This is a genomic window from Vibrio bivalvicida (genome assembly GCF_001399455.2).
Lineage (GTDB): Bacteria > Pseudomonadota > Gammaproteobacteria > Enterobacterales > Vibrionaceae > Vibrio > Vibrio bivalvicida.
In genome coordinates this window covers 1-23,507 of record NZ_LLEI02000031.1, presented here as the reverse complement: position 1 = coordinate 23,507, position 23,507 = coordinate 1, and the positions used below count along the sequence as shown (strand labels likewise).

Here is a 23,507-nt window from a genome sequence, read left to right as displayed (position 1 = left end):
TAATCCATCAATAAAATAGAGTTTACTTTTCTTCTTTCTGATTTTTAATAGATTAAATTTTAACATTTTTCAGCTGCATTATTGGGCGGTCATTCTCATGAATTATTCTGTTGGTGGAAATGAATACGAATTGGTTCTCGTCTTTCATTACTTTTCTTAAAACAATCTCATTGGACTTAGTTATGCAAATATAGTGATTTTTGTTTTTTAGAGGAGGCGTGAATTGTTCAAAGATCAATTGGCTGCTTTTAGGTAGGCTATCAATGAGGTCATTGTTCTTGATAAAAACCTCAATGCCCTTATGTTTCGATAATTCGATAAGGCTTTCAGTTAGTGCATCAAAGCATTGCTGAACATGAGTATCCGAAGAAAGGTCGGAAAAAGTGATATTGTAGTAGTCACAAATTTTACCAACAGTGTCAATAGTAGGGTTACTGTTTTTTCCTGAGTAAAGGCTATAGAGAGTGCTGTATTTTACTCCCATTTCTTGAGCAAGATATTTTATACCACCAGTAGATTTTTTACTCTCTTTTATGAGTCTTACTATTTCGTTTATCATTTATTTACCAACTATATGTGACTTATGTTGATTTATCGTTTCATTTAAATGAATTTTTTTGATTTATTTAAATGAAACGTGTACTTTTTTATTGTACCCCGAAATCTAAATGTTTTTTTATTATTTATCCAGAGTTAGTTATGTCTGATGTCAGGAATTAATATTCTACCTAGTTTGTAGGGGTTGTTGTTACTCTTGCCGAGTGTTTTGTTATTCTATAATTTTGCCCGATTATATCGGGCACTTTTTGTAGGGATTGTATGTAGGTCTCATATCTTTCAGAGGTTTTGTTTCCTAAGTCAGGGAACTAAATAGTCAACCTATGATCTGAACAGCTAAGTTCATTCAAATATTTAGACCAAAGGCCAAGTATCGCTACAAAGCAACTTCCCGGAAACACTAAAATCAAGCCTTATTACGCCAACTGCTAGAAACTAAAATTTCACCTATGTGTCAGCTGTTCACAATTAATTAGAACGATTAAATCATTTTAAAACAATGCCTTAAATAAAAAATAAACATTTCGTGTGCTTGTGTTTTATTAAGTTTGTAGTCATTAACGTAACCCGTTGCCTAATATGGCCCTGCCTTGCTTCTGGAGTGTAACTGCTCGTTCTATCAAGGCAGTACAAATAGACATATTTTGATTTAATAAGAGATACATCCATGAAAAAAGTAACAGTTCTAACTTCAGCCATCACTTCGTTATTACTAGTATCACCAGCAACATTCGCTAAGACTTATGTGGGTTTAGAGCTGGGTGGAGGTAAGTTTTCAACTTCAATGACTAGTCAGAATCTAGATCAAGAAGCAACGGATGACTATAGCAAAATGGTTAACGAGATGGATTCTGCGGGTTACATTCGTTTACAAGCAGGTCAATATCTAAACCAAAACGTACGAGTTTACGGCTATGTTCAGCGTGACGCCGATGACAAAGTGGAATTTAGCGAATTCGATCTTGATGACGGTGTTGTTGAAAAAAACGATCTAGAACGCAACAGCTATCAATTAGGCTTGGGAGCGGATTACATGTACTTCTTGACTAACGATTGGTTTGTTGTTGGTGGTGGTACGTTAGGTTACTACAACAGCAAACTAAAGCTGACTGAGTTTGAAGATGGTGCTCAAACTGGCTCAATTGAGAGCAAGAAAAGCGGACTTTCAGCGGGCTTAAACATGGGTACGGGCTACAATTTCACTGAAAGCTTTGCAGCAGAAGTTGGCCTTCGTCATACTCAACTATTTGGCAATGAACATAAGCTAAGTTCTGACGAAGGTGGCTCAATCACAGCGAAGTTTGATAGCTCTACTCAGTTCTACATTAACGCTTCTTACAGCTTCTAATCAAAACAACGTCAGTTGGCTTAAAACTAAAAACTATATAGCGAATAGCGCGGTCATTATGACCGCGCTTTTGTTTGTTATAAATCTACAAAGTTCCTGAAACAAGTAGACCCCAACCCATGATCTGCGATGTTAGCCGCAGATCTAAAACTTCACTGAGGTTCTGGTTGGTGAGAAAGCTCGGTTCCCACTATGGTGGTGCCTTGTATCACAGTCTCCGCCTCGATTCGAACAAGGCAGACTCCAGATAAACATGTCGCTATTCCACTTGAAAGTCGTTACATCAGCAATCATCTGCTGCAACACAAATGATACTGTCCCCTTGAAAAGCCAACCCGCATGTATCCATAGAACAGCGCCTGTATACCCGAATCAACATAAGATCCTATTCGCTCTATTTTCTAACAATCACTGTGGCGCAGTCTTCTTGTTGCGAGATCAGGTGCAACTGCCTATAAGACATTTGCCTTGTGAATGCTCTTCTTGTGTTCAATTCAGATTATTGAGGGTGACAGGGATGTGTTTGATGGTTTATTCCATAGGGTCATGACAGTTTCTAAGTGTGAAAAAAACTAAAAGTATTCAGTTTAAATCCTTTTAAAACAAATGCATAAACATAAAGGTATGTATTGTTTGATAACGATTGGAAACGTTTTTTGTATTAACCACTCACCGCTAATAAATTCGGCCTCAACAAACAGGGGTGGCCGATAAACAGCGCCAATGCTTACAGGCCCCCCAGAGATTTCAAAAACATATTTAGAATCTGAAAGGTAGAACATGATGAAAAAAACAGCAGTAGCAGTGTCAGTTATGGCATCTCTATTAGTTGGTTGTGGCGGCGGCTCAGGTGGTGGTAGTGCACCAGATGCTAAAGGCAATGAAGGTAAGGGTAACGAAGCAAAAGTGGTTTACCCGCAAGGCATTTATATAGCGACTATGGGTAACGGAGATTCTGCGGATTTAAAACGCGTTGTAGGTAAACCTGAATACATGGGTATAGCATTTGGGGTTCACCAAGGTTCGGAACAAGATTTTAGGTCCAGTATGGTGGGCGTAGATGCTAGTGGTCACACTCGATTAGTGAGCTCTATGGGAGAGTATGATTCTAGTACTGTACCTCAATATATCGCCATCAATGTATCTGATGAAGGCTTTATCGGGAATATGAAAGATTCGTTCGGAAACTGGTTCTGGGGCAATTGGAGGTTTGATCTACCTGCTGCACAAAAAGCTCAGATAGATGCTATGACGGTTAATGACTACTCATTCAACACTATCGGAACAGGATTCAAATTAGTATCTAATGATTTTAATGTTGTTGATTTAGACATCCTATATCAGCCAATTGAAGCAAAAAGCATTACTAGTCTAATCGATACGCTGCCTAACTCAGAATGGAGCCATATTGGTGAGTATTCTAGTGATAAAACATACAATAGTTATAAGTTCACACGAAAAGCCAGTGGAGAACTTGAAGTAACGGCGGCTATTTCTGATGGTGGTACTGAACATTGCCAAACCAAAACAGCGATACTAGACACTGTTTATAATAATCAAGTAATGTACTTTGAATCAGAATTGGTTGACGCTAACGCATGTGAAGCGTATCTAAACTTGCAACCGAGTAATAAATTTAAACCATATAACGGTACTCATCAGATAATTATTGGTTTTGTTGAAGGTAACGGCAATGACCAAATGGCAGTTTATCACGGAGCTGATTATCTGGAAGACACCGCCACAGGGGTGATAGAGGCTCATCGCTCAATTGGGGGAGCCGGTTTGTTTATCCGAAACTAACCCCTCTTTTAGCTAAACTACGATATTTCATGGTTTAACTAGCCGTTGATATTGCCAAAGATGCAATGCAGTTGAGATATGTATAGTAATTGGTATAATTTTTGACACTCCAATGAATTACATATTGACAGTCACGTCGTTTGTAAACATTTCTGATGTTACTAATGGTTGAATGACTGCTTGAGGCTCATTGCATCGATGCATGATATTTTAAGCGAAGCAAAGCTCCAACAACGCCAGATTTTAATCGACTCCCTTGTTTATGATCCCGTCTCGAAGCGGTTGAAGAACCAAGGGATCGAAATCAAGCTAGAACCTCGCACGATAGAAATTCTCGAAGTGCTTTTAAGTAGTGTCGGCGAGCCCGTTGCCGCTGAACAGATCATTGAAGCGGTGTGGCAGAGCAACTTCATCTCTAAAACCGTTTTAACAAACAGAATCAGCACCTTGAGAACACTGCTCAAACAACACTTACCTGAAACAGATATCAGCAAACTATTGGTCACTTACCCTAAAAAAGGTTACTACTTTAGTGCTGATAAAATCTTGTTGCTCGAAGAAAGTGGCGAGGATGACGCCGATGTACCGGAACATAAGACTAAGTTGGGTAACAATTTCGGCCTTCATGCCACCTATTTAGTTTTGATCGCATGTATATCTATCGGAGTGCTGCTATTTAAACCTCCATGGATATCAGAACAGGAAGACAACCCACAACAGCAGGCCAATATCACTATTCCAGTGGTTGAAATATTGCTTAATAAAGTAATAGCTAAAGGCCAAAGTGCGACTGCGTTTCGTAAGGAAGTTAAAACTTTATTACTTGCACAGCAGGTGGCTTACCCATATACCGATGTCGCCAATCAGGATTCTCCGACCTATTTTCTCGCACCATTAGACGATGACCGATATTGGCCCGGGGCGAAACATTCATTATTTAGTGATTACAAACTGAATATTAGGTTGAGTGAGTTAGCCCAGAAAGACATGCTGCACGTGATCGTTGAGTTGCTTTATACCAACAGCAACAAAATGGCTTTCAAAGCTGAATACGATATGAGTACCAATAACCTAGCAAATGAGCTGATTAAAGTTGGCAATGACATCGCGGGTTATTTTAGTTTACCAGCTTTAACTCGGACTAGCGTTGACGGTATTCAGCCGATGCTAAAACTTAGCCCTCAAGAAGTGACTGAATACCTCTTGGCGAAGAACAAAGTTAATGATTTGGAAGTAGGATACTTATCTCGCCAACTGATCTCGTCCTCTGAAGTGGATAACAAAACACTTGATGCGTGGATAAACCTGATTGATAGAAGTTTTCGCTACAATAGTGAAGAAACTAAAATTTGGCTAGGGTTGCTCTATTTTAGGTTGGGTGACAGCGATGCTGCTTATGACTACCTCAATCGTACTTTGATAAATGATCAAGTAGAAAATGCGTTTTTGTATCTATTGTTATCGAAGATGGCTCTAGAGCGTGAAAGAAGTGATGAGTTTAGAATCCATTATCTAAAGTCGATGGTAGCACTCAGCACTGCGATTCCGTCGGAAGAAATATTCAAGCGTCTATCAGAGCCAGAGACGAGCACATCATGCTTATCTCCATGGTTGTCATTATCGTTCGATGCTGGCAAGGAAGAGAAAGTGAAACCATGGGTCGAAGTGTTTGATGGTTACTGCCAGCACGCCTCTAAATACTTAATCAGTAACTGATTGGCGCTTTATTTTCTTCAGGCTTTTAGGTCGTTAAGCTCAACGTTTACGGTGAGAAAACGAGCATAAAAAAACTTGTCTTCACTCTGATACCAACAAGCTGGCATTGCGTTTTGCAGGCCAGCTTGTTGTATGTATGACAGCCTAATATTTAGTCATTAAAATCAGATGTCTGTGATTCGCATTGTCTATTTGTATGTATTTATTGACATGTATATGTAACTTTTATAGAAAGCCAATTCACTTTAATTCTACTTAATAATTTATAAGTTATTCAGATAATGATTAAAACAAATAAGAAGTTTATATTGCTAGGCTCTCTAGGCTTATCGTTGATTGGTTGTGGTGGTGGAGGCTCTGGTGACCCCACCCCTGTGGATGAACATGAAAGCTTGACCAATGATTTCGATGTGACTTCAGTGAAGAACTGGTTTGAGGTACAAGTATATTTAAACAACAACTGGCCAGATAGTATTGGTAAATCTATGTTTACTGTTACGTTTGATATTAACAATAGCGGATCATATGACGATGGTGATATTCGATTTTTGATTGGAAATGGAGCTGGTCTAACTACATATGGTTCTTGGACGTCTAGTGCTGACTTTTTCGTTGAGTACACTAAATCAGGCACTACGTATCGTGTTCGTAAACCTAGCGGTGTTATTCTTGGTGCTGGCGTAACTAATATTTTTTCAAGTGATTTAGGTGGGATTAGAACTTACAAACTTACGAAGAACAATGTTGTCACTGAAAGGTCGCTCGGCTTTAGACTAAACAAAGATCTAGCTGTTACAAGTAACAACAGTGAATGGGATGAGATGAAGCAAAAAATTCAAGCCATCACCCCTTCGACTCCTGTTAATATCGTGGTTACTGACGCCGAAGCATCGCCAAGCGTGGATTACATTCCAGGTAACGGTACATTTAGCCAACAGACTGGTGGAAGTCTAACTGATCCAACTAATGATTATGTTGGCACTCAAAACTGGGTCGATGTTACGAAAGTTCAGTTCTCGCACGGTTCGAGCTAAACCTCATTTGGTGGGAAATTGAGGACATATATTTATAGTTTTGAATCTAGAATGTGTGTCTTTTTTTTCACTCTGATACCAACAAGCTGGCATTGCGTTTTGCAGGCCAGCTTTTTTAAGTTCTGTTAGTTCTTGTTTCGAGATGGTCGCATAGTGAAGTAAGCTATCAAGAATGCGTCTTAGTGAGTTAGGTGTTAGCTTGCCATCCCGCCAGTAACGCTTGATTTCGCCAATGACCACCGTCAGTGGCACGATTGGTTCCAATGCAGAGTCTCGAATATCTTGAACCTGAAATGAGCGCGGAGCCTTCGCACGAGCGGTCTCCCAGTCGGGCTTATTATTACTCGTGACGAAGCCTTCTCGATAACAGTAATAGCTAAACAGAAAACGCTCTAATCGCGGCCAACGTTCCGCTTTCACTTCCAAGTAGATGTGTTCAAATTCGATGTCCAGATCGGTCATGACTTGATGTATCGCCTAACAGTGCATGATGGTAGCGAGAGTCTACGCTTAGTCCATTGCTACAGCAAGGGAATTGGTATTGTGCTGTTTCTTGATTGCCATGAGCAGTTGGACCAATAGCAATACACCGGTAACACCTAAACCTATCCCAATACCACCCCAGATGCCCGCTAGTTCGAAGTGCGGCATTAACAGCCACGCCGCTGGCAGACCAAACACCCAGTAGCCAATCGCTGTCATGATGGTTGGGCCCATAACAATCTTCATTCCGCGCAGTAGGTTGATAGCCAACAGCTGCCATGCGTCAACGATGAATGACAACGCAACAACCCAAAGTACCATTGCTAGCAAGTGCGTGAGTTCACCATCAAGGTTAAACATACCTGCGATAAGCTCTGGCCAAAGCATAAAGCCTCCCGCAAGAATGATACTGAGCATTGTTGTAATACCAAAGCTACGAAGAGCGGTACGCTTAATGCCATCGTAGTTTTCTGCGCCGAAGTCTTGGCCAACAAGAATGGCGGCGGCTTGAGAGAAACCAAAGTTAATGTTCCACGTAAAGCTCAAACATTGTAGAAGGATCTGATGTAAGGCTAAGGCTGCGATACTGATGGTGCCAGCCATGAGTGTGCCACCGTAAATCAGGCCGTGTTCTAGTAATGCAGCCAAAGCGATCGGTAATCCCATTGCCAGTAATGGAGTCAGCAAAGATAGCGAGTACTCATCTTTGTTAAGCCAAGGAGCAAAAGAGGCATACTCTGGGCGTTTAAATACCCAAGCGGCGTAGCCAATCATGACGATGAATGCAGCAAGAACTGTCCCTGCGCCTAAGCCTGCGAGCCCTAAGTCCATAGTGAATGCAAGAACATAGCTGATTGGAACGTTTAACGCGACGGTCAGTAATGACATCACCATAATCGAACGCACGTTGCCAAAAGCACTGGTTAACCCTCGCAGCACGAGAAGAAGCAAAGAAGGCAGCATTGCCCATTTCAATGTATCGACATATTGCATTGCAGGCGCAGCGAGTTCACTTGGCTGATTGGCGATCGCAAGTAACTGAGGAACAAACATGAAGCTGATGCTAAGCACTAGGCTTAGAATCACTGACAGCAGTACCGCCCCTTTAACGGCTAGTCTAATCTGTTGGTTGCCAAATTCCGGACGAGCAATTCTCTGGCCGTAGGCAATGGCAATTAAGTTCGCGACGCAGCCCACGGTACTGCTCGCCACGATAAATACAAATGAGTAGATTGAAGCCCCTAAACCTCCCGCTGCAATAGCAGACACACTCAATCGCGACATCATCCAAACATCAGTAAGTACTAATGCCATAGAGATCATTTGCGAGATAATAAGTGGTATAGCGAGAGAGAGAATTTTTTTCATTGGGAGCCTCGTGATCATTATCACATAAAGGTAAGGGTTATCAGACTGGCGTTCAAATGACATTTATGCGACTCTGACATGAGTTCAGATCATGCGAGAGTTATATGAGCCCTTATTCCAGTCTTCCTTATTCGCACAATGGATTAAAAGTGTTTGAGGCAGTGGCACGCCTGATGAGTTTTACCAAAGCAGCGGATGAGCTAAACGTTACGCAAAGTGCTGTTAGTAGACAGATCAAACAACTTGAAGATGAGTTGAATGCATCGCTGCTAAATCGCAAACATCGCAGTATCGAATTGACCGCTCAAGGGAAAGACTTATACGAGGTATTGAGACAAAATTTCCATAACCTGGAGTCATTAATCGCTCAATGGAAGGCTCCGGCTAAAAAACGCATTGTGATAAAAAGTGCATTGAGTTATGCCACGCGTGTTTTGATGCCCAATGTCGCTATGCTCAATGAGAAATACCCCGAGCATGAGATAGTGATCATTCCATCAATCGAAGAAGATCCCGTGCTCGAATCAGAAGATTGCGATCTATTGATAATCAACACTCGGCAAAAAGAGAGATACCTAGGTAAACAAGGTGTGACTTTCTTGCGTGCCGAGTACATGGCGCCAGTTTATGCCGAACTATTGTCTGACAAGAGTATTCAGATTGAAGATGTGCTTAAGCTTCCTCATTTACATGCTACGCTCGATCATCAGGACTGGAAGCTATGGATTGCTAACGCCGACCTTAAAGGGAAAAAGCTCGGTCGTGACACGGTATTTTTTAGTTTAGATCTGGCACTGAGTGCCTGTCTGTCTGGGCAGGGTGTCACCGTAACGGATTTGCTATTGGTATTACCTGAACTCAAACGAAAGTTCCTTAAATGTCCTGAAGCCATTGCTTTGCAGCATAGTGATTGGCAATACTATTGCTATCAGAAAAACCATACTCCTATTGCCAATGAGATTTTGGATTGGTTGGTGTCGCAAACTGAATCTGAAGTGGCTGAACTTAAACAATTATGCACCAAGTTCAGCTGGAGTATTGTCAAAGTTGACCTCTAGAAGTGCTTAATGAAATTATGCAAAAACTGCATATTTTTCAAATAATTATTCTTAATTAAAATTGTCATTAATGTGACGAGAAGAAGAAAATTCTCATCGAATGGTCAGTACACTCAGTCGAAAACATTCTCATTGAATGACAATAACAACCCTGCAAATACAACTGACGTGAACTTAGGTTCTATCTCGTTTCATATGCGGAGAATTAAGATGAAAACATGGTCTGTATCCTTTTTAGCAACTGCTGTAGCTGTCGCGTTAAGTGGTAATGCGATAGCTTGTACTGGTCTTATCGTCGGCAAAGGAGCGTCTAGCGATGGCAGTATAATGATTGCGCGCAACGAAGACTTTGGTATCAATAACTGGAACAAATACTTAGAGTATCGACCAGCACAAGACAACCAAAAAGGCGACTGGACACTTGGCAATGGTTTGGTTGTTCCTATGCCGAAGCACTTTTATGCCTACTCAGCGATACCAGATTGGGATGCGAAAACCGTCGACAGTGATGGTAAGTTCTATGAAGAGCGAGGCATCAATGAGCATAACGTCGCCATCTCCGCGACAACCAGTGCAGAAATCAACGACAAAGTCGCTAAGGTAGATCCTCTGATCGACAATGGTGTAATCGAAGCGATTATTCCTACCTTAATTCTTCCTCAGGCTGAAAGTGCCAAACAAGCCGTAGAGCTTCTGGGTCAATACATCGAAACGTATGGCGCAGGAGAGGGCAACAGCCTCTACATTGCGGACATCAACGAAGCTTGGTTATTTGAAATTGGTTCTGGTCACCATTGGATTGCGGTAAAAGTGCCGGATGATAGCTATGCGATGATTGCCAATGGCTTGCGCGTACATGGCGTGAATCTCGCGAGCAAAGATGTTCTGCATTCGAAAGGCATGTTTGAGTTTGTGGAGCAACATAAGCTTCTCGATAAAGCAGACAAAAAGTCGTTCAACTTTGCCAAAGCTTTCGGTGTGATAGGGGATGAGTACAATATTGACCGCGAATGGCTAGGGCAGAAAATGTTGACTCCATCTAAGTACCAACAAAGTCGACTTGCACAGTATCCGCTGTTTATGAAGCCTGACGAGAAAATATCAGTGAAGGACGTCGCACAAGTCTTGAGTGCAACTTACGATGGAACGGCGCTTGAAGGTAAAGCTAAACGTCCAATTCGGGTAGAGCGTCAGCTAGAGTCGCACGTTATTCAATTACGTCCTGACATGCCAAATGAGCTTCAAGGTGTGATATGGCAGAGCTTTGGCGTGTTGCCAGAGTCAGTGTTAGTGCCGCTGTACTCCACATTGCAACAATACCCTAAGGCCTTCCAAGTTGGTGATGACACCTATAGTGATGATTCTGCTTATTGGCAGTTCCGCAGCTTAACGGCATTGGCTTCTGCTAATCCAGATAAATATTTGCCGATATTAAAAGCGACGTGGGATGAAGAAGAAACCCAACTCTACAAGCAAGTGAAACATTTAGATAAAACGCTAACAGGCATGTACAAAGCCGACAAACAGGCAGCCTTAAATATGGCCGCAGATTACTCCTACGGACAGCTTAAACGCACGTTAAGTATGGCAACTGAGCTTAGATATAAGATGATGACAGACTTAACTAAGAGTACAGAGAAGAAGTACTCCGAAGAAGAGTTTAAGAAAATCATGAGCCTTTAAGCTCTTATAAAGCAAAAAAACGGAGCTCAATGCTCCGTTTTCTTATGCTGGGCTTTTAGCTTGCTTTATCGTACTTGGGCTCAAGGCCAAAGCTTTGTCTTAAATCGGCAAGGAAGATCGGGTCTTCACACATGGCTTTTTCCGGTTCATCGCTGATTTTCGCGACGGCGGCGCCATTGCACTCTGTCATTTTAACCACCATCGACAGCGGTTGGTAACGGCTGGTTTCATCTGACCAATCGCCCATGTCGTTCGCCAGAAACGTACCGATACCGAAACTAATACTAGCGCGATCTGCAAAGTATTCGCTAATTTCCAACGCGCGTTCAAAGTCCAGCCCGTCGGTAAAGATCAGCACTTTTGACGTTGGATCGATACCCAGTGACTCATAATGAGCGATCATTTTGTCACCCCAGTCAAATGGGCTTCCAGAGTCGTGTCGTACGCCAGCATAGACACTTGCACGTTCATAGGTGAAGTCTTGCAAAAACGCATCAATACCTATGGTGTCTGTCAGTGCAATGCCGAGCTTGCCATTAAATGCTTGATGCCACTTGTCTAAGGCGACCTTTTGCGACTGAGCTGGCTCCACCAGTTGCTGGTGAGCCATAAACCATTCGTGTGCCACCGTTCCGATTGGCGTTAAATCAAATTGTTTGGCTAAGTGGTAGTTACTTGTACCGCTCATCAGTTCAGGTGCATGCTGGTGAAGGTAGCTGACTAAGTCACGCTGCACTTGCGCGCTAAATCGGCGTCGGCTTCCCATCTCTGAGAACTGGAAATGAGTAATATTCCTGCGTTTCAATTCAGACTTGAGATAAGTGATTTTTTCTTCCAGCACACTGGCAAACTGCGAATAAGGAATGGCATTCCATCGAGTTCTATTACGCACTTCAGAGATAATACTCATAACGAGTGTTTCGTAGAGAATGGTTTCATGCCAAAGCCCTGAAATCGAAACACGAAGTTGACCATCACGTGTGGTAACGCTGACTTGTTGCAGAGGTCTGAACTTGAACTCACTCAAGTAAGCGAGAAAGTCTGGATCAAGGTAAGGGGCTTTCGCCTCAAGGTAAGCGATTTCTTCTTGGCTGAATGTAACTTGTGCGAGTTTGCCAATCTCGCTTTTAACGTCGCTTTTTAAACCAGATAAATCTTCGTTTGAGCGAACAATAAGTTCATAGCGAACCTGGGTATCTGGATAAAACTTTCGAGCAGCATGCATCATGTTGATCTTATAGACATCGAGATCAAGTGCGCTTTGGATGATGTTGTCGTTAAAAAGCTTGGCGGTCATTCAGCCATCCTATGTTTCTTAGGGCTTTATTGTTGCACTGAACTTTAAATAAGCGCCCAAGGTTTGTCAAATTATGTTAATAACTATAGCTTGCTTGACTAAAATCTGTCTATTCTACTTTTGTTGCATAGCTATATGGTCTGATAAATAAAGGTTGTAAGAGTTTGGTAAGGTAAGTCACGTATGGTTACTTTCCAGTTGAACTTATATGTTGCAGTGGTAATGTATCTAACAATTAAGGAGTTAGGGGTCGTACGATGATTGTCACCATTGACATGATATGCCTTAGGTTAGGTGATGAAGGGTTAGAGACCTTACTGATCAAAAGAAACAACCCAGACAGACCGGAACATGGCTTATGGTCAATACCTGGTGGGTTTGTCTTTGAGCAGGATTTATCTAATCAGGGAGGGCAGCAAGCTGACCAAGATTTTGATGCTGCTCGTAAGCGTATTTGTCGCCAAAAAATACATACTTACCCCAATTACATTAGCCAACCGATGGTAGAAGGTAACCCTAAGCGTGACCCAGAAGGTTGGAGTGTCACCATTGCTCATTATGCGTTGCTCAACCAAGCGAATGTAGAGCAAATCGAGAATTGTGGCTTGTGCCAAGAGCAACTGAGATGGTTTCCTCTGAATAGTATTCTAGATGATGAGATTGCACTTGCTTTCGACCATGCCGATTTGATCAAGCTTGCGTGGAAAAAGCTACGAGCGGCGGTTGAGTACACCTCAGTCGCACTGTTTGCTTTAGACAAAGAATTTCTTGTTTCAGACATCATTGCCGCATACGCAAAATTTGGTGTAGAGGTGAATCGCATGACGGTTAAACGCCGTCTGATTGATACCGGAGTCATTATCAGTGCGAATAAAATGGCTTCAACAAACCGTGGTAAAGGTGGTAAGCCCGCCCAAGTGTATAGCCTTGGTGAAAAGTGTGTAACCTATTTCCAAACCTGCCTGCGATGATTACGCAAGGAGAGAGTATGCAATTTCAGACGATTAAGATTGATTTAACCAAAACGGCCTCGATTGACGTTGACCCGCAGAAGGGGTTTAGTGAGCTATGCCCGAAAGAGTTGCCTGTACAGGGTGCTTTAGAGATTGTTGATGAACTAAAACGTAATCATAGTAAAGCTTCAGTGCGTTTGGTTTCTCGAGACATGCATCCACCCGGTGCAGCATGGGAGGCTGAAACGCCGGAAAAGATGCTTGAGCCCGTAGGCCTTCCTGAGGTGGATATTAAGTGGAATCCTCACTGCGTAGTGGGCACATCTGGTGTGGAATTGCTACCGGGTTTACCTGAAATTCGAGACTATGATTTCCAAATCAACAAAGGTATTGACCCTGACGCCCACCCGTATGGGGCGTTTTATCATGATCAGGCGGATACCCTTTCTACTGGCGGAATCGAGTTCTTACGTGCCAAGCAGATAGAAACCGTTATAGTTGGCGGACTCGCTTTGGATTTTTGTGTGAAAAAGTCGATTGAGCAGCTTGTAGAGGCGGGTTTTAAGGTAATACTCAATCTTGCCTCAACCAGAGCCGTGTTCCCTGATAATGCGAATAACGTTGCCAATGCGTTGGTTGAGAAAGGCGTAATCTTGATAGAAGACGCGAAAGGATTGGAATAAGCAACGGAGCTAATATCGCTCCGTTTTTGATCGCAAAGATGCGATAAGTATCAACTGAGTATTTGTATGGCAGGTTTTGTGAGTTTTCGCCATTTGTTACGAGAAAAACTGAGTTAACCTCAGCTCATGATATTTGCTTCAATATAAACATAAAGGTTGGTTGGGCTCATGCAGAACGCAGTAATTAAGAATGTGGTTTTCGATGTCGGTAATGTGATTGTTCGTTGGGCGCCACTGGAGATTGTGAGGCTGACATTTGGCAATGTAGAACAGCCTGAAGCGCTGGCAAAGAAAGTCTTTATGAGTGATATTTGGCTTGATCTCAATCGAGGTTTTCTCAGCGAAATTGAAGCCAAGCATCGATACCAGCTTGAGTTAGATTTTACACCTCAAGATTGTGATCGTTTGTTCTATTACGTTAAGCAATCTTTAATTGAGCTTTATGGGGCTGTTGATTTAATTAAGAAGGTCAAAGTCGCTGGCTATGGTGTTTATGCCTTGACGGACAACGTCGTTGAAATTGTCGACTTCCTAAAAACAGAATACGACTTTTGGCCGTTATTTGATGCCGCAACCGTATCCGCTGACTTAGGTTTGCTAAAACCCCAACCTGAGATCTACCACTCTTTACTCAATAGCAATCAGCTCATCGCCGAGCAATGTGTTTTTCTAGACGATATGCCGCATAACGTCGAAGGTGCTAAAAGCGTTGGTATGCACGCGATTCAGTTCTTGTCGGCTGAACAGGCAGAAGGCGAATTGAAGGCGCTAGGTTTGCAATTCTAAAGGTGAAAAATGTAGCAGAATCAGTGCACAAAGGTACAAAGATAAATATGGAGGTGTTCTATGAGTAGGGAAATTAAGGGAAGTTGCTGTTGCGGTAAGGTTACGTTTCAACTTAAAGATGAGTTTAAAATGTTCTTCTTTTGCCACTGCCTTCAATGTCGAAAGTTAACAGGTTCAGCTCATGCTTCAAATCTGTTTACTTCTCCTGATAATATCAAGTGGTTAAGCGGTGAAGATAGCGTTAAACGTTATGATCATCCAACTCGCTCTTTCTCAAAAACATTTTGTACGCATTGTGGTTCTGCATTGCCGTTCTTAACCCAAAGCAGCAAGTTCCTTATTGTGCCTGCGGGAAGTTTAGATCAAGAGCCTGAGAAAAAGTTAGATGCGCAGATTTTTTGTAACGAACAAGCTGACTGGCATAGGGAAGGGTTGCAAGCCATTAAAGTAGATGGCTTTCCAAGTTAACGGTCAGTGATCTTTTAATCAAAAATTTTTTGCAGTCTTGGTTTTTTGTGGGGGGTAAAAGAACCCAAAAACTCTCGTGATGTCCCACGGTGAAATAGTCAGCAAAAATGCACGAGAATTCTTAACTAAGTCTATTAATTGGTTAATATAACCACCCAGAATAAGACAATTCATTAGGTAGAAAATGAAGCAAAATATCGTTCACATCGCCTTAGTCGTCAAAGACTACGACGAGGCCATAGACTTCTATGTTAACAAACTGCAGTTTGAACTGATTGAAGACACCTACCAGCCAGAGCAAGACAAACGTTGGGTTGTTGTTGCTCCACCGAATTCACATGGTGCGACAATACTGCTCGCTAAAGCATCGAAACCTGAGCAGCATGATTTTATTGGTAATCAATCTGGTGGGCGCGTGTTCCTTTTTTTAAGCACCGATGACTTCTGGCGTGATTATGAGCGAATGAAATCGATTGGAATTCACTTTGTTCGAGAACCCAAGAAGCAAGAATATGGCACCGTTGCTGTATTTGAAGACTTGTACGGCAATCTCTGGGATTTGCTGCAGTTACACCCAGACCACCCTATGGCGCATCGGTAGTTCAATCATCGGATGTGGGGTGAATAAGTTCCCCCATATCTCCCTCCTTTGAATTCGGTCATAAGATGGTGATCCCACTCTTTTGTATTGATGGTGTGGTTTTTGGGTGCTTGTTTTATAGATTTCAATAATGTACTTTGTTTCATATGGTTAAGGCGAGCATTCGCTATATCTCTTGATGCTATTGGGCTTAGTAGGGCACCAGTAGCCGTGGTTCAATGAAATGAAATTACCAACCTTATTGTCAGCTTCCGCTTTCGTGTATGGGAGTGCAATGGCTGATAGCAAGCTGCAACTTCCACGGTGTGATCACAACACTCTGCTAGAAACTGAAGTGCATTTGTACATTAATGATGATGTGTTAGCAGAATATTCTAAAGAGTTTGTACAAGCTAAAATAAATGCTTGGATGGCTTTCGCTAATACGACGCTAAAGAATTCGTGTATACCAATATCTCGTAAAGTGACTCATATCGAATATGTTCCGACGATTGATAGTAGTTGGTTTAAGGATATTGATGTGTCTGAGCGGTTTCTAAAATTATCTTTAGAACGTGACTTTCCAGAGCACAATAATGACGGCGTTCCTATTTTTAAAGGTATTGTGTTTGCGAACTTTAGTGACAGCTTTCAATCAAGCAATTGCGGTTATGCGTCAGGCTCTTCGCTGTTTTTTAATATAGCGTTAAATTGCCCTGATGATGTGATGGAGCATGAAATTGGTCATCTGAGCGGCGCTTCGCACGATATAAAAACGCTAAAAGAACAAATGGCTAACTTTGATATCAATGAGTACCTAATCAGTTCGTATCCCAAAAGTGAAAAATTTGCATTTGGAGCTGCTTGCTCTGGGCGCGGCACAATCATGTCGTATGAGCGAGATATCATCCCTGTTTATTCTAATCCTGACATTACTTTCAATGGCGAAATGTGTGGCTCTGATGATTTAAAGAATAACGCGAAGGTACTGAGAGAATTCGCGAAGAAGTACTTACATAAGTCAAAGAAGAATAATAAGGACAAGATCTAAAATGCTTAAAGAATCTGATTTCAAAATTGATACCAAGAACTTTCAATTCAAAAAAGATAGCTACCCACTTGCAAAGATTAACAATGCTAAATTTAAGCGCATGTCGTTATTGGATAATTTAGGTCAAATGATCTTTTGGCTGGCGTTATTTTCAGGTGCCACCTGGATGGTGGTCAATCAGTTCAGTCCTGCTCCTTCATGGTTAATTGGTATCGCAGTGAGTTTGAGCGTCGTTGGTTTTCTATTTGCCCTAAGCCGTTGTGCGCGCTTTGCCTTACAAGTGGAATTTAAACATATTGATGAGACAGGGACTCAATGGATCAATGTGGCGAAATCTTATTCTACAGGTGATGGTCAGTTATTGGAGAAACAAGTTAAGTGTCTTAAGAAGGTCATTGGATAAAGCATTGAACAAGAATTTTATGAGTTTAAAGTAAAACTATGAAAAAAGTCTTAGTTATCTCATCTCTTGTTGTCACTGCGGCTCTTTTCTATCTAAATAGACCAGATCAAACACCCCTCGACTTGGATAATTTGGATTTAGCCACCTGTAGTCATGACGAGACAGCCATATCGACCAAAGTACACTATTTTGTCGACAGTTCACTAAAAGAGATTTTCGGAAAGCGTAGCGCTGCCCAACAGGTAGAGTTTTCTAATCAAACACTAGAGAACTCTTGTTTACCACTTGAGCGTCAACTGGCGTCATATCAATATGTCGATTTTAGTCTTTCAGATACGGAGTATTTAGAAGAAGTCTATTTGCAAGGTCGCAATGCGATTGGCAAAGAGCGGTTAGATTCAATTGAAAATGATCCGCTAAACTACTTCGTTTTTGTTCTTGATTACCGTCACCCAGTATTTGAAGAAGACATCAATGGCATGACGCGCTGGGAGTTTAACCGTGGTTTCATCTTGTTAGCGGATGATGCGCCTTCTTATGTCCTTGAACATGAGTTCGGGCATTTGATGTACGCAAATCATAGTGAAACCCTGTTCTTTTCATTGTTACAAGGACAACTAGAACGTAGCCTCAAGCCAGCAAATAAACACCTCGTCAAACCTTATGCAAGGGCTTATAAGTGTGCAAACGCTGGAACAATCATGAGTTACGAAAAGTTACTCTTACCCATCTATTCAGATCCGGCAATCTCTTATCGTGATGAGTCTTGCGGTAATGAACTTCATGCGGACAACAATCGGAGGGTTCGTGAATTTATTGCCTCTTTACGCGAAGCCATAGAAAATGGAGAAACCACCTAAGTTGACTTGGTTCGACAAGGAATAGAACATATGGATGAAAACAGCGATATTTGGCGTCAATACTACGAAAAAGCTGAAACAGCACTGGGAAGACAAAAACACTGGCATACGTTTTCGGTCGTAGCGGTGAAGCGCTCATAAAAGTTTTAACCTAGTTGATAAAATATCCGAGGATTGAGGGATGAATTTTACTCACAAGAAAGTGACCACAAGCGATAGATATTTCGCCTCTTTGGTACAGGAGTTGAACTCATCATTGCGCCAAATTACAGATGATTCAGGAGAAAGTTCTTTTTCACCTGATGAATTCAATTCTCAGTTGGACGGATGCATGGTGGTTTGTTTAGATAATCAGCCAGTTGCTTGCGGTGTATTTAGGTACTTTAGCGACGGCGTATGTGAACTAAAGCGGATGTATTCTAAGCAGCCTAAAGCTGGCGCCTTTATTCTCAATCTATTGGAAGAGTATGCCGCTAGTTTAGGTTACCAAGACGCTATATTATCGACTCGTCGAGTCAACTTGAAAGCAGTTCGGTTTTATCAGCGAAACGGTTATCAAGAATGCTGCCCCTATGGAAAGTATGTTGGTGTCTCAAGATCAATCTGCTTAAGTAAATCTCTCGTTATTTGAATTAGAAAGAAGCAGACCAACTTTAAACCTAGAACGTTAAGTACTACGCCATTGACACTGGTTGATTTATATGCAAATATATTGATATGAAAATGACTCTAACGCGCCAAGATTCTCGAATTATCATCATTCCATAGGAATGGTGGTGTGTTCACGCGTTTATTTTCGATTAACCCACCCGAAAGAGGTGGGTTTTGTTTTTCTGCCTCTCGGGTTACATACCAATCTAAATAAATATCTGGTCATTCTTGCTGGTTAAAATCGCTGATAGTTGCGTTATAGCTATGTTTTCAAAGAATGGTGTAGGTAGATCAACTAGCTAGCTGCAATCTATGCCTTGCTCTAAGCGATTTTTCCTACGCAATTAGATGAGCACCTATTTATCCTGATTGGTATTTCCAATTTGGTCGACGGAGGAAATATGAAGAAAATCGCTGTTTTTGGAAAGCCAGGAAGTGGTAAGTCATCACTGAGTAAGCACCTAGCTCTGATTAAAAACTTACCATTGCATCAACTCGACTCTATTGCCTTCAGAAAAGATGGAACGGCTGAGACAAGGGAAGTGTTTGATAAAAAGCATCGAGATATTCTCAGTGCAGACAGTTGGATCATTGACGGTTTGGGCCCGTTGGACTCTTTTAGCCAACGTCTTGAGTCTGCCGATACGTTAATCTATATCGACTTACCATATTACGTCAGTTACTGGTTGGTGACTAAACGCATGCTTAAGGGGCTAGCGGTAAAACCAGAAGGTTGGCCGGAAGGGAGCTCCATCATTAAGGGCAGCATGCAGAGCTATAAATTCTTACGACTAAGTCCCAAGTTTTGGAATTCGGACTTTGAACAGCGCTTAAAGGGTTTTGAAGAGAAAAAGTCAGTGCACATCATTCGTTCTTTGTCAGAGATGAACGCTTTCATTTCTCAACTTAAATCGGAGCCTATAGAGGCGAGTTAGGTAAGTGATTGTTTCACTAAAGTTCGCCGTATCACTCGCAACAGAGAGGGAGCGACACTATCATATGTTCTAATTTCACTAACTAAGAACAATGACTATGTCTTTTCCTCCTTGCCCGAACTGCCAATCTGAATACGTTTATCAAGATCAAATCAACCTAGTATGCCCAGAGTGTGCTCATGAGTGGAACCCAAGCGAGCCTGATGAAAGTGTGTTTACCGCAAAAGATGCCAACGGCACAGCCCTTGAAGAGGGGGACAAAGTGACTTTAGCGAAAGACCTAAAAGTTAAAGGTAGCTCGTTGGTGCTCAAAATCGGCACAAAAGCGGTGATTAGACGAATCGTTGAAGGCAAAGATCATGAACTTGATTGCAAAGTTGATGGAGCAGGAGAAATGATGGTTACCGCCAAGTTTGTTAAGAAAGCCTAGCAACACGTCTTTATATTAGCTACCGAACCACAGAGGCTGTCATGGAAGTATCAAGCCAAAAATATCTCGATCAATTTCTTGCGACGTTACCCCCTAGCGTCGCTCAGCAATACAACTCATTTAGTGCCGATTATTTCTGCGCTGATGAACACAATGCCAACCTATGTGCAGATTTGATCTTACGTGGCGAGAAAACCGCTTCGTGTAGTATGGAGTATTGGTACAGCCATGAAGATGAGCTAATGCCACAAGTCGGTCACCTGCAAGTGGTAACCAATTGGCAAGGTGAGCCTGTGTGCATTATTGAAATTACGTCTGTTTCTACCTGCCCATACAATCAGGTGACGGCTGAATTTGCTGCATCTGAAGGCGAGGGCGATAAATCTCTTCGCTGGTGGCGAGACGCTCATTGGAAGTTTTTCTCATTAGAATGTGAAGAACTCGGTGTCGAGCCGAATGAAGACATGCTACTTGTTCTTGAGCGCTTTAATGTTGTCTATCGCGATTCATATGCGTAGTTCACTGCTTCCCCTCTAACAAAAATAGCAATAGGTACATTATGGAAGAGCTAATTGCCCAATATACAGGAGCAGATGAAGATTCTCGACTAACGAGACAGTACATCGCTCAAACTGAATTTGATACAACTATGCATTGCCTAAGGCCATTCCTTACCAAAGGGACTAAAGTGTGCGAACTCGGGGCGGCAACAGGGCGCTATTCTCTTACATTTTCTAAGATGGGATGCGATGTCACAGCCGTTGAGTTAGCTCCAGAGCAAGTTGACATTCTTAAACAGAAAGCGCATCAATCCCAGTTAGAGCTTAATGTCTATCAAGGCAACGCATGTGATATTCCATTTATAGAAGATGGGAGCCAAGATGTGTGTGTCATTCTCGGACCTTTGTATCACTTAAGGACCAGACAAGAACGAGAAAAAGCGATAGCAGAAGCTAAACGCATTCTTAAGCCGTCTGGAGTTTTAGCCGTTGCGTATATTTCTCGTTTTTTTGTCGCTGGAATGTTTGCCCAGAAGTTTCCAGAGTTAGTGACACCTGAAGTATTCTCTGAGTTGAGAGACGCAGGAACGGTCTCGCACCAAGCCGCACCTAGTTTCTTCAAAGTGGGTTACTTTGCAACACCCTTAGAGATGGAGCAATTGGTTTCGGCAGCGAACTTCGAGTTACTTAATCATGTCGCTACCGATGGATTTGGACGTTTCATCTCGGCAAGTGTGAACTCGTTTTCCCCACAGCAGTATCAAACATGGCTTAATTACCACCTTTCTGTGTGTGATGAACCGTCTTTACTTGGCTCAAGCAATCATGGGTTGGTTATCGCACATAAATTCTAATCACTCTTCGGCATTAGCTACTGACAGATGATGTCAGTAGAGGTTGTTACTATTTGTGCATCCGTGCAGAGCCCATCGCTGATGGCATACGCATACCATAGTTTACAAGGAGCACCAAAGTGGAAATACAAAAAATTGCAGGCACTGAATTGGCGGGTTTTTCAGTAACTACAACCAATGTAGATGAGCAAAAGCCTGCAACGGCGAAAATCGGAAAATTGTGGGAACACTTTTATAGTCAAGCGTTGCCAAATTTATGCCCTGAATCGCGAGTTTACGGCGTGTATACCAATTACGAGTCTGACTTCAATGGTGCTTATGATGTGATTGCGTGTTCGGATACTTTACATAATGGGACGGACGGTAGCTTTGTTAAAGCCCATATTGAGGCTGGATCTTATCTCGTTTTCTCTGCCGAAGGGGAGTTTCCTCAAGCGGTAATTAACTTGTGGCAAGTGATCTGGAATTATTTTGCTAATGATGACTGCCAACACAAACGTGCATACACTACTGATTTTGAGTTTTACAAAAGTGCTCAAGAGATAGAAATCTATATCGCAGTGCACTCATAGGGGCTGATTTTCAAGGTGAGTGCAGAAAACTGGTTTGTGGTAGCGTAATGATGTTAAGTTAGCGCTATTAAAGACAAAACAGGATTGATCATGATTCGCCATATACTACTGATTAAGTTCAAACAAGACGCAGAACAATCTGAAATTAATAAACTTAGAACTCTTTTTGAACAAATGCCCGCCAAGATTGAAGGTGTCGTAGAGGTTGAGTGGGGGCTTAACGACAGTCCCGAGAATAAAAATCAGGGCTATACCCATTCGGTTTTGATGACTTTTGCTGATGAAGCGGGCCGACAAAACTATTTGCCGCACCCAGAGCATGATGCATTGAAAGAGGTATTTCGTCCTTTACTTGATGACATCATCGTATTTGACTATCAGATGTAGCATTTAGCGATTGCTAATGGGAGTCTTGCATGCAGATAGTATTCAGTCGAGCTTCTGATGCTCTATACGCAGAGTCTTTGACAGTAGACAACATGTCAGTATATTACCAAAGTCGGGGACATTAGGAAATGTGGGTGGATTCAATACTATGACTTACGAAGAGTTTAATCAGTTCTGCGGGGAGTTTCCTGCAACAAGCCACGTTATTCAGTGGGGCAACTCTCATGTTTGGAAGGTAGGAGGCAAAGTCTTTGCAATCGGAGGTTGGAGCGATAGCGGTGACGCCGCGTTTACGTTCAAGACCTCGGATTTAAACTACCAATTCCTCAGTGAGTGTGAAGGGTACAAACCAGCACCTTATTTTGCTTCGCGTGGTATGAAGTGGATTCAACAAACTCAAACCTCAGGTGAGCTAGATGAAGACTTGAAATACTATCTGTCAGAATCTTACCGATTAGCAGCATTAGGCTTAGGCAAGCGCAAGCGTGAAGAGCTTGGAATTTTGGTGGAGTAACGTTGGTAGAACAAGCAAGTTTTTAACATCAGCGCCAACATTGATACTAAGCTTCGTTGCTGGGATGCGTGTATCACGCCCGCACAAAATGTGAGTGGAGGGCAGTGTCAAGAAACAGTGGCTTTGTGACACCAAGTTTTTTACTAATTGATCCAATAGGTTCAATTGGATGTAATTACTAACTCATTTATGCCCCTTTTCTACTTAGCACATTCACTAATTTACTCATTTACTTCCTGTTCATGGGTTTCCCCTACTAAAAGTTATCCATTCTTTTGCCCATTCGCTGCGAATCTGCGTGATGTATCAAGGGGTAAATTTAGACTATACAGAATACTTCTACTTTTTACGTTTAATAAACCGAATGATGGTGTTAAACCTCTGTTTTTAATTGAAAATATCTACTAGACTTGGAGTGAAGAACAACTAGACAGAAAAATTCTGTATTTTAATATAGAACTTTTCTATCTAATAGCTGTTAGCTAGAATTTGAAGAAACTATGGGTTAAGTGCTAGTGAAAACTGGGCTCAA

General features: G+C 41.9%; 26 protein-coding genes. 22 read left to right on the top strand and 4 right to left on the bottom strand.

All coding sequences use genetic code 11. The features are described from left to right. Positions 1-52 precede the first annotated feature (52 nt). Positions 53-559 carry a helix-turn-helix domain-containing protein gene (locus tag APB76_RS10900; protein ID WP_049842728.1) on the bottom strand — a complete coding sequence of 169 codons (507 nt, stop codon included), beginning with the start codon at positions 557-559 and terminating at the stop codon, positions 53-55. A gap of 666 nt (positions 560-1,225) precedes the next feature. Between APB76_RS10900 and APB76_RS10895 the strand changes: the two genes are divergently transcribed. The 4 genes from APB76_RS10895 (at position 1,226) to APB76_RS10880 (ending at position 6,459) form a co-directional block, all read left to right on the top strand. Next, positions 1,226-1,906 (top strand): outer membrane beta-barrel protein, encoded by a 681-nt coding sequence (locus APB76_RS10895; RefSeq protein WP_054963519.1) that lies wholly within the window; start codon positions 1,226-1,228, stop codon positions 1,904-1,906. A 780-nt stretch (positions 1,907-2,686) separates the two neighbouring features. After that, complete coding sequence (locus APB76_RS10890; RefSeq protein WP_150114942.1) at positions 2,687-3,709, top strand: hypothetical protein; 1,023 nt, start codon at positions 2,687-2,689, stop codon at positions 3,707-3,709. A 198-nt stretch (positions 3,710-3,907) separates the two neighbouring features. Beyond that, entirely contained in the window at positions 3,908-5,425 is a 1,518-nt protein-coding gene (locus tag APB76_RS10885) for a winged helix-turn-helix domain-containing protein (protein WP_054963518.1), read from the top strand. Between the two features lie 281 nt (positions 5,426-5,706). Continuing rightward, on the top strand, positions 5,707-6,459 hold the full coding sequence (locus APB76_RS10880; RefSeq protein WP_054963517.1) for a hypothetical protein: 753 nt from the start codon (positions 5,707-5,709) through the stop codon (positions 6,457-6,459). A gap of 3 nt (positions 6,460-6,462) precedes the next feature. Here APB76_RS10880 and APB76_RS10875 read toward each other — a convergent pair whose 3' ends face one another. Both APB76_RS10875 and APB76_RS10870 read right to left on the bottom strand, forming a co-directional pair. Further along, on the bottom strand, positions 6,463-6,921 hold the full coding sequence (locus APB76_RS10875; protein ID WP_054963516.1) for a hypothetical protein: 459 nt from the start codon (positions 6,919-6,921) through the stop codon (positions 6,463-6,465). A 48-nt stretch (positions 6,922-6,969) separates the two neighbouring features. Beyond that, entirely contained in the window at positions 6,970-8,310 is a 1,341-nt protein-coding gene (locus APB76_RS10870; RefSeq protein ID WP_054963528.1) for an MATE family efflux transporter, read from the bottom strand. 104 nt (positions 8,311-8,414) lie between these two features. Between APB76_RS10870 and APB76_RS10865 the strand changes: the two genes are divergently transcribed. Further along, positions 8,415-9,368 carry a LysR family transcriptional regulator gene (locus APB76_RS10865; RefSeq protein ID WP_054963515.1) on the top strand — a complete coding sequence of 318 codons (954 nt, stop codon included), beginning with the start codon at positions 8,415-8,417 and terminating at the stop codon, positions 9,366-9,368. Between the two features lie 210 nt (positions 9,369-9,578). After that, positions 9,579-11,051 carry a C69 family dipeptidase gene (locus APB76_RS10860; protein WP_054963514.1) on the top strand — a complete coding sequence of 491 codons (1,473 nt, stop codon included), beginning with the start codon at positions 9,579-9,581 and terminating at the stop codon, positions 11,049-11,051. Between the two features lie 55 nt (positions 11,052-11,106). Here APB76_RS10860 and pncB read toward each other — a convergent pair whose 3' ends face one another. Then, positions 11,107-12,348: a nicotinate phosphoribosyltransferase gene (pncB, locus tag APB76_RS10855; protein WP_049842721.1), complete on the bottom strand. Its 1,242-nt coding sequence runs from the start codon at positions 12,346-12,348 to the stop codon at positions 11,107-11,109. Between the two features lie 257 nt (positions 12,349-12,605). On the opposite strand from pncB, the gene APB76_RS10850 reads away from it, so the two are divergent. From APB76_RS10850 to APB76_RS10775, 16 genes are all read left to right on the top strand, one after another. Next, positions 12,606-13,319 (top strand): NUDIX domain-containing protein, encoded by a 714-nt coding sequence (locus tag APB76_RS10850; RefSeq protein ID WP_054963513.1) that lies wholly within the window; start codon positions 12,606-12,608, stop codon positions 13,317-13,319. 17 nt (positions 13,320-13,336) lie between these two features. Next, positions 13,337-13,984, top strand: a complete 648-nt coding sequence (locus APB76_RS10845) for an isochorismatase family protein (protein WP_054963512.1) — start codon at positions 13,337-13,339, stop codon at positions 13,982-13,984. Between the two features lie 168 nt (positions 13,985-14,152). Continuing rightward, a complete protein-coding gene (locus tag APB76_RS10840; RefSeq protein WP_054963511.1) occupies positions 14,153-14,770 on the top strand; it encodes an HAD family hydrolase in 618 nt (205 codons plus the stop codon). A gap of 60 nt (positions 14,771-14,830) precedes the next feature. Continuing rightward, the gene (locus tag APB76_RS10835) at positions 14,831-15,238 is read left to right on the top strand and encodes a GFA family protein (protein ID WP_054963510.1); all 408 of its coding nucleotides are present in this window, start codon (positions 14,831-14,833) and stop codon (positions 15,236-15,238) included. A gap of 184 nt (positions 15,239-15,422) precedes the next feature. Further along, positions 15,423-15,839 carry a VOC family protein gene (locus APB76_RS10830; RefSeq protein ID WP_054963509.1) on the top strand — a complete coding sequence of 139 codons (417 nt, stop codon included), beginning with the start codon at positions 15,423-15,425 and terminating at the stop codon, positions 15,837-15,839. Positions 15,840-16,113: 274 nt separating this feature from the next. After that, complete coding sequence (locus APB76_RS10825; protein WP_054963508.1) at positions 16,114-16,869, top strand: reprolysin-like metallopeptidase; 756 nt, start codon at positions 16,114-16,116, stop codon at positions 16,867-16,869. Between the two features lies 1 nt (position 16,870). After that, positions 16,871-17,272 carry a hypothetical protein gene (locus APB76_RS10820; RefSeq protein ID WP_054963507.1) on the top strand — a complete coding sequence of 134 codons (402 nt, stop codon included), beginning with the start codon at positions 16,871-16,873 and terminating at the stop codon, positions 17,270-17,272. Positions 17,273-17,310: 38 nt separating this feature from the next. Continuing rightward, complete coding sequence (locus APB76_RS10815) at positions 17,311-18,132, top strand: hypothetical protein (RefSeq protein ID WP_054963506.1); 822 nt, start codon at positions 17,311-17,313, stop codon at positions 18,130-18,132. 181 nt (positions 18,133-18,313) lie between these two features. Further along, positions 18,314-18,763, top strand: a complete 450-nt coding sequence (locus APB76_RS10810; RefSeq protein WP_054963505.1) for a GNAT family N-acetyltransferase — start codon at positions 18,314-18,316, stop codon at positions 18,761-18,763. Between the two features lie 421 nt (positions 18,764-19,184). Further along, a complete protein-coding gene (locus APB76_RS10805) occupies positions 19,185-19,718 on the top strand; it encodes a P-loop NTPase family protein (protein WP_054963504.1) in 534 nt (177 codons plus the stop codon). Positions 19,719-19,815: 97 nt separating this feature from the next. After that, a complete protein-coding gene (locus APB76_RS10800) occupies positions 19,816-20,148 on the top strand; it encodes a zinc ribbon domain-containing protein YjdM (RefSeq protein ID WP_054963503.1) in 333 nt (110 codons plus the stop codon). Between the two features lie 41 nt (positions 20,149-20,189). Beyond that, positions 20,190-20,666, top strand: coding sequence for an ASCH domain-containing protein (locus APB76_RS10795; RefSeq protein ID WP_054963502.1), 477 nt, complete (start codon positions 20,190-20,192; stop codon positions 20,664-20,666). A gap of 41 nt (positions 20,667-20,707) precedes the next feature. Next, positions 20,708-21,502, top strand: a complete 795-nt coding sequence (locus APB76_RS10790; protein WP_054963501.1) for a class I SAM-dependent methyltransferase — start codon at positions 20,708-20,710, stop codon at positions 21,500-21,502. A 119-nt stretch (positions 21,503-21,621) separates the two neighbouring features. Next, entirely contained in the window at positions 21,622-22,074 is a 453-nt protein-coding gene (locus APB76_RS10785) for a GyrI-like domain-containing protein (protein ID WP_054963500.1), read from the top strand. A 90-nt stretch (positions 22,075-22,164) separates the two neighbouring features. Beyond that, complete coding sequence (locus tag APB76_RS10780; protein WP_054963499.1) at positions 22,165-22,461, top strand: Dabb family protein; 297 nt, start codon at positions 22,165-22,167, stop codon at positions 22,459-22,461. Positions 22,462-22,609: 148 nt separating this feature from the next. Further along, positions 22,610-22,975, top strand: a complete 366-nt coding sequence (locus tag APB76_RS10775) for an MmcQ/YjbR family DNA-binding protein (RefSeq protein WP_054963498.1) — start codon at positions 22,610-22,612, stop codon at positions 22,973-22,975. The last annotated feature ends 532 nt before the right edge of the window (positions 22,976-23,507 follow it).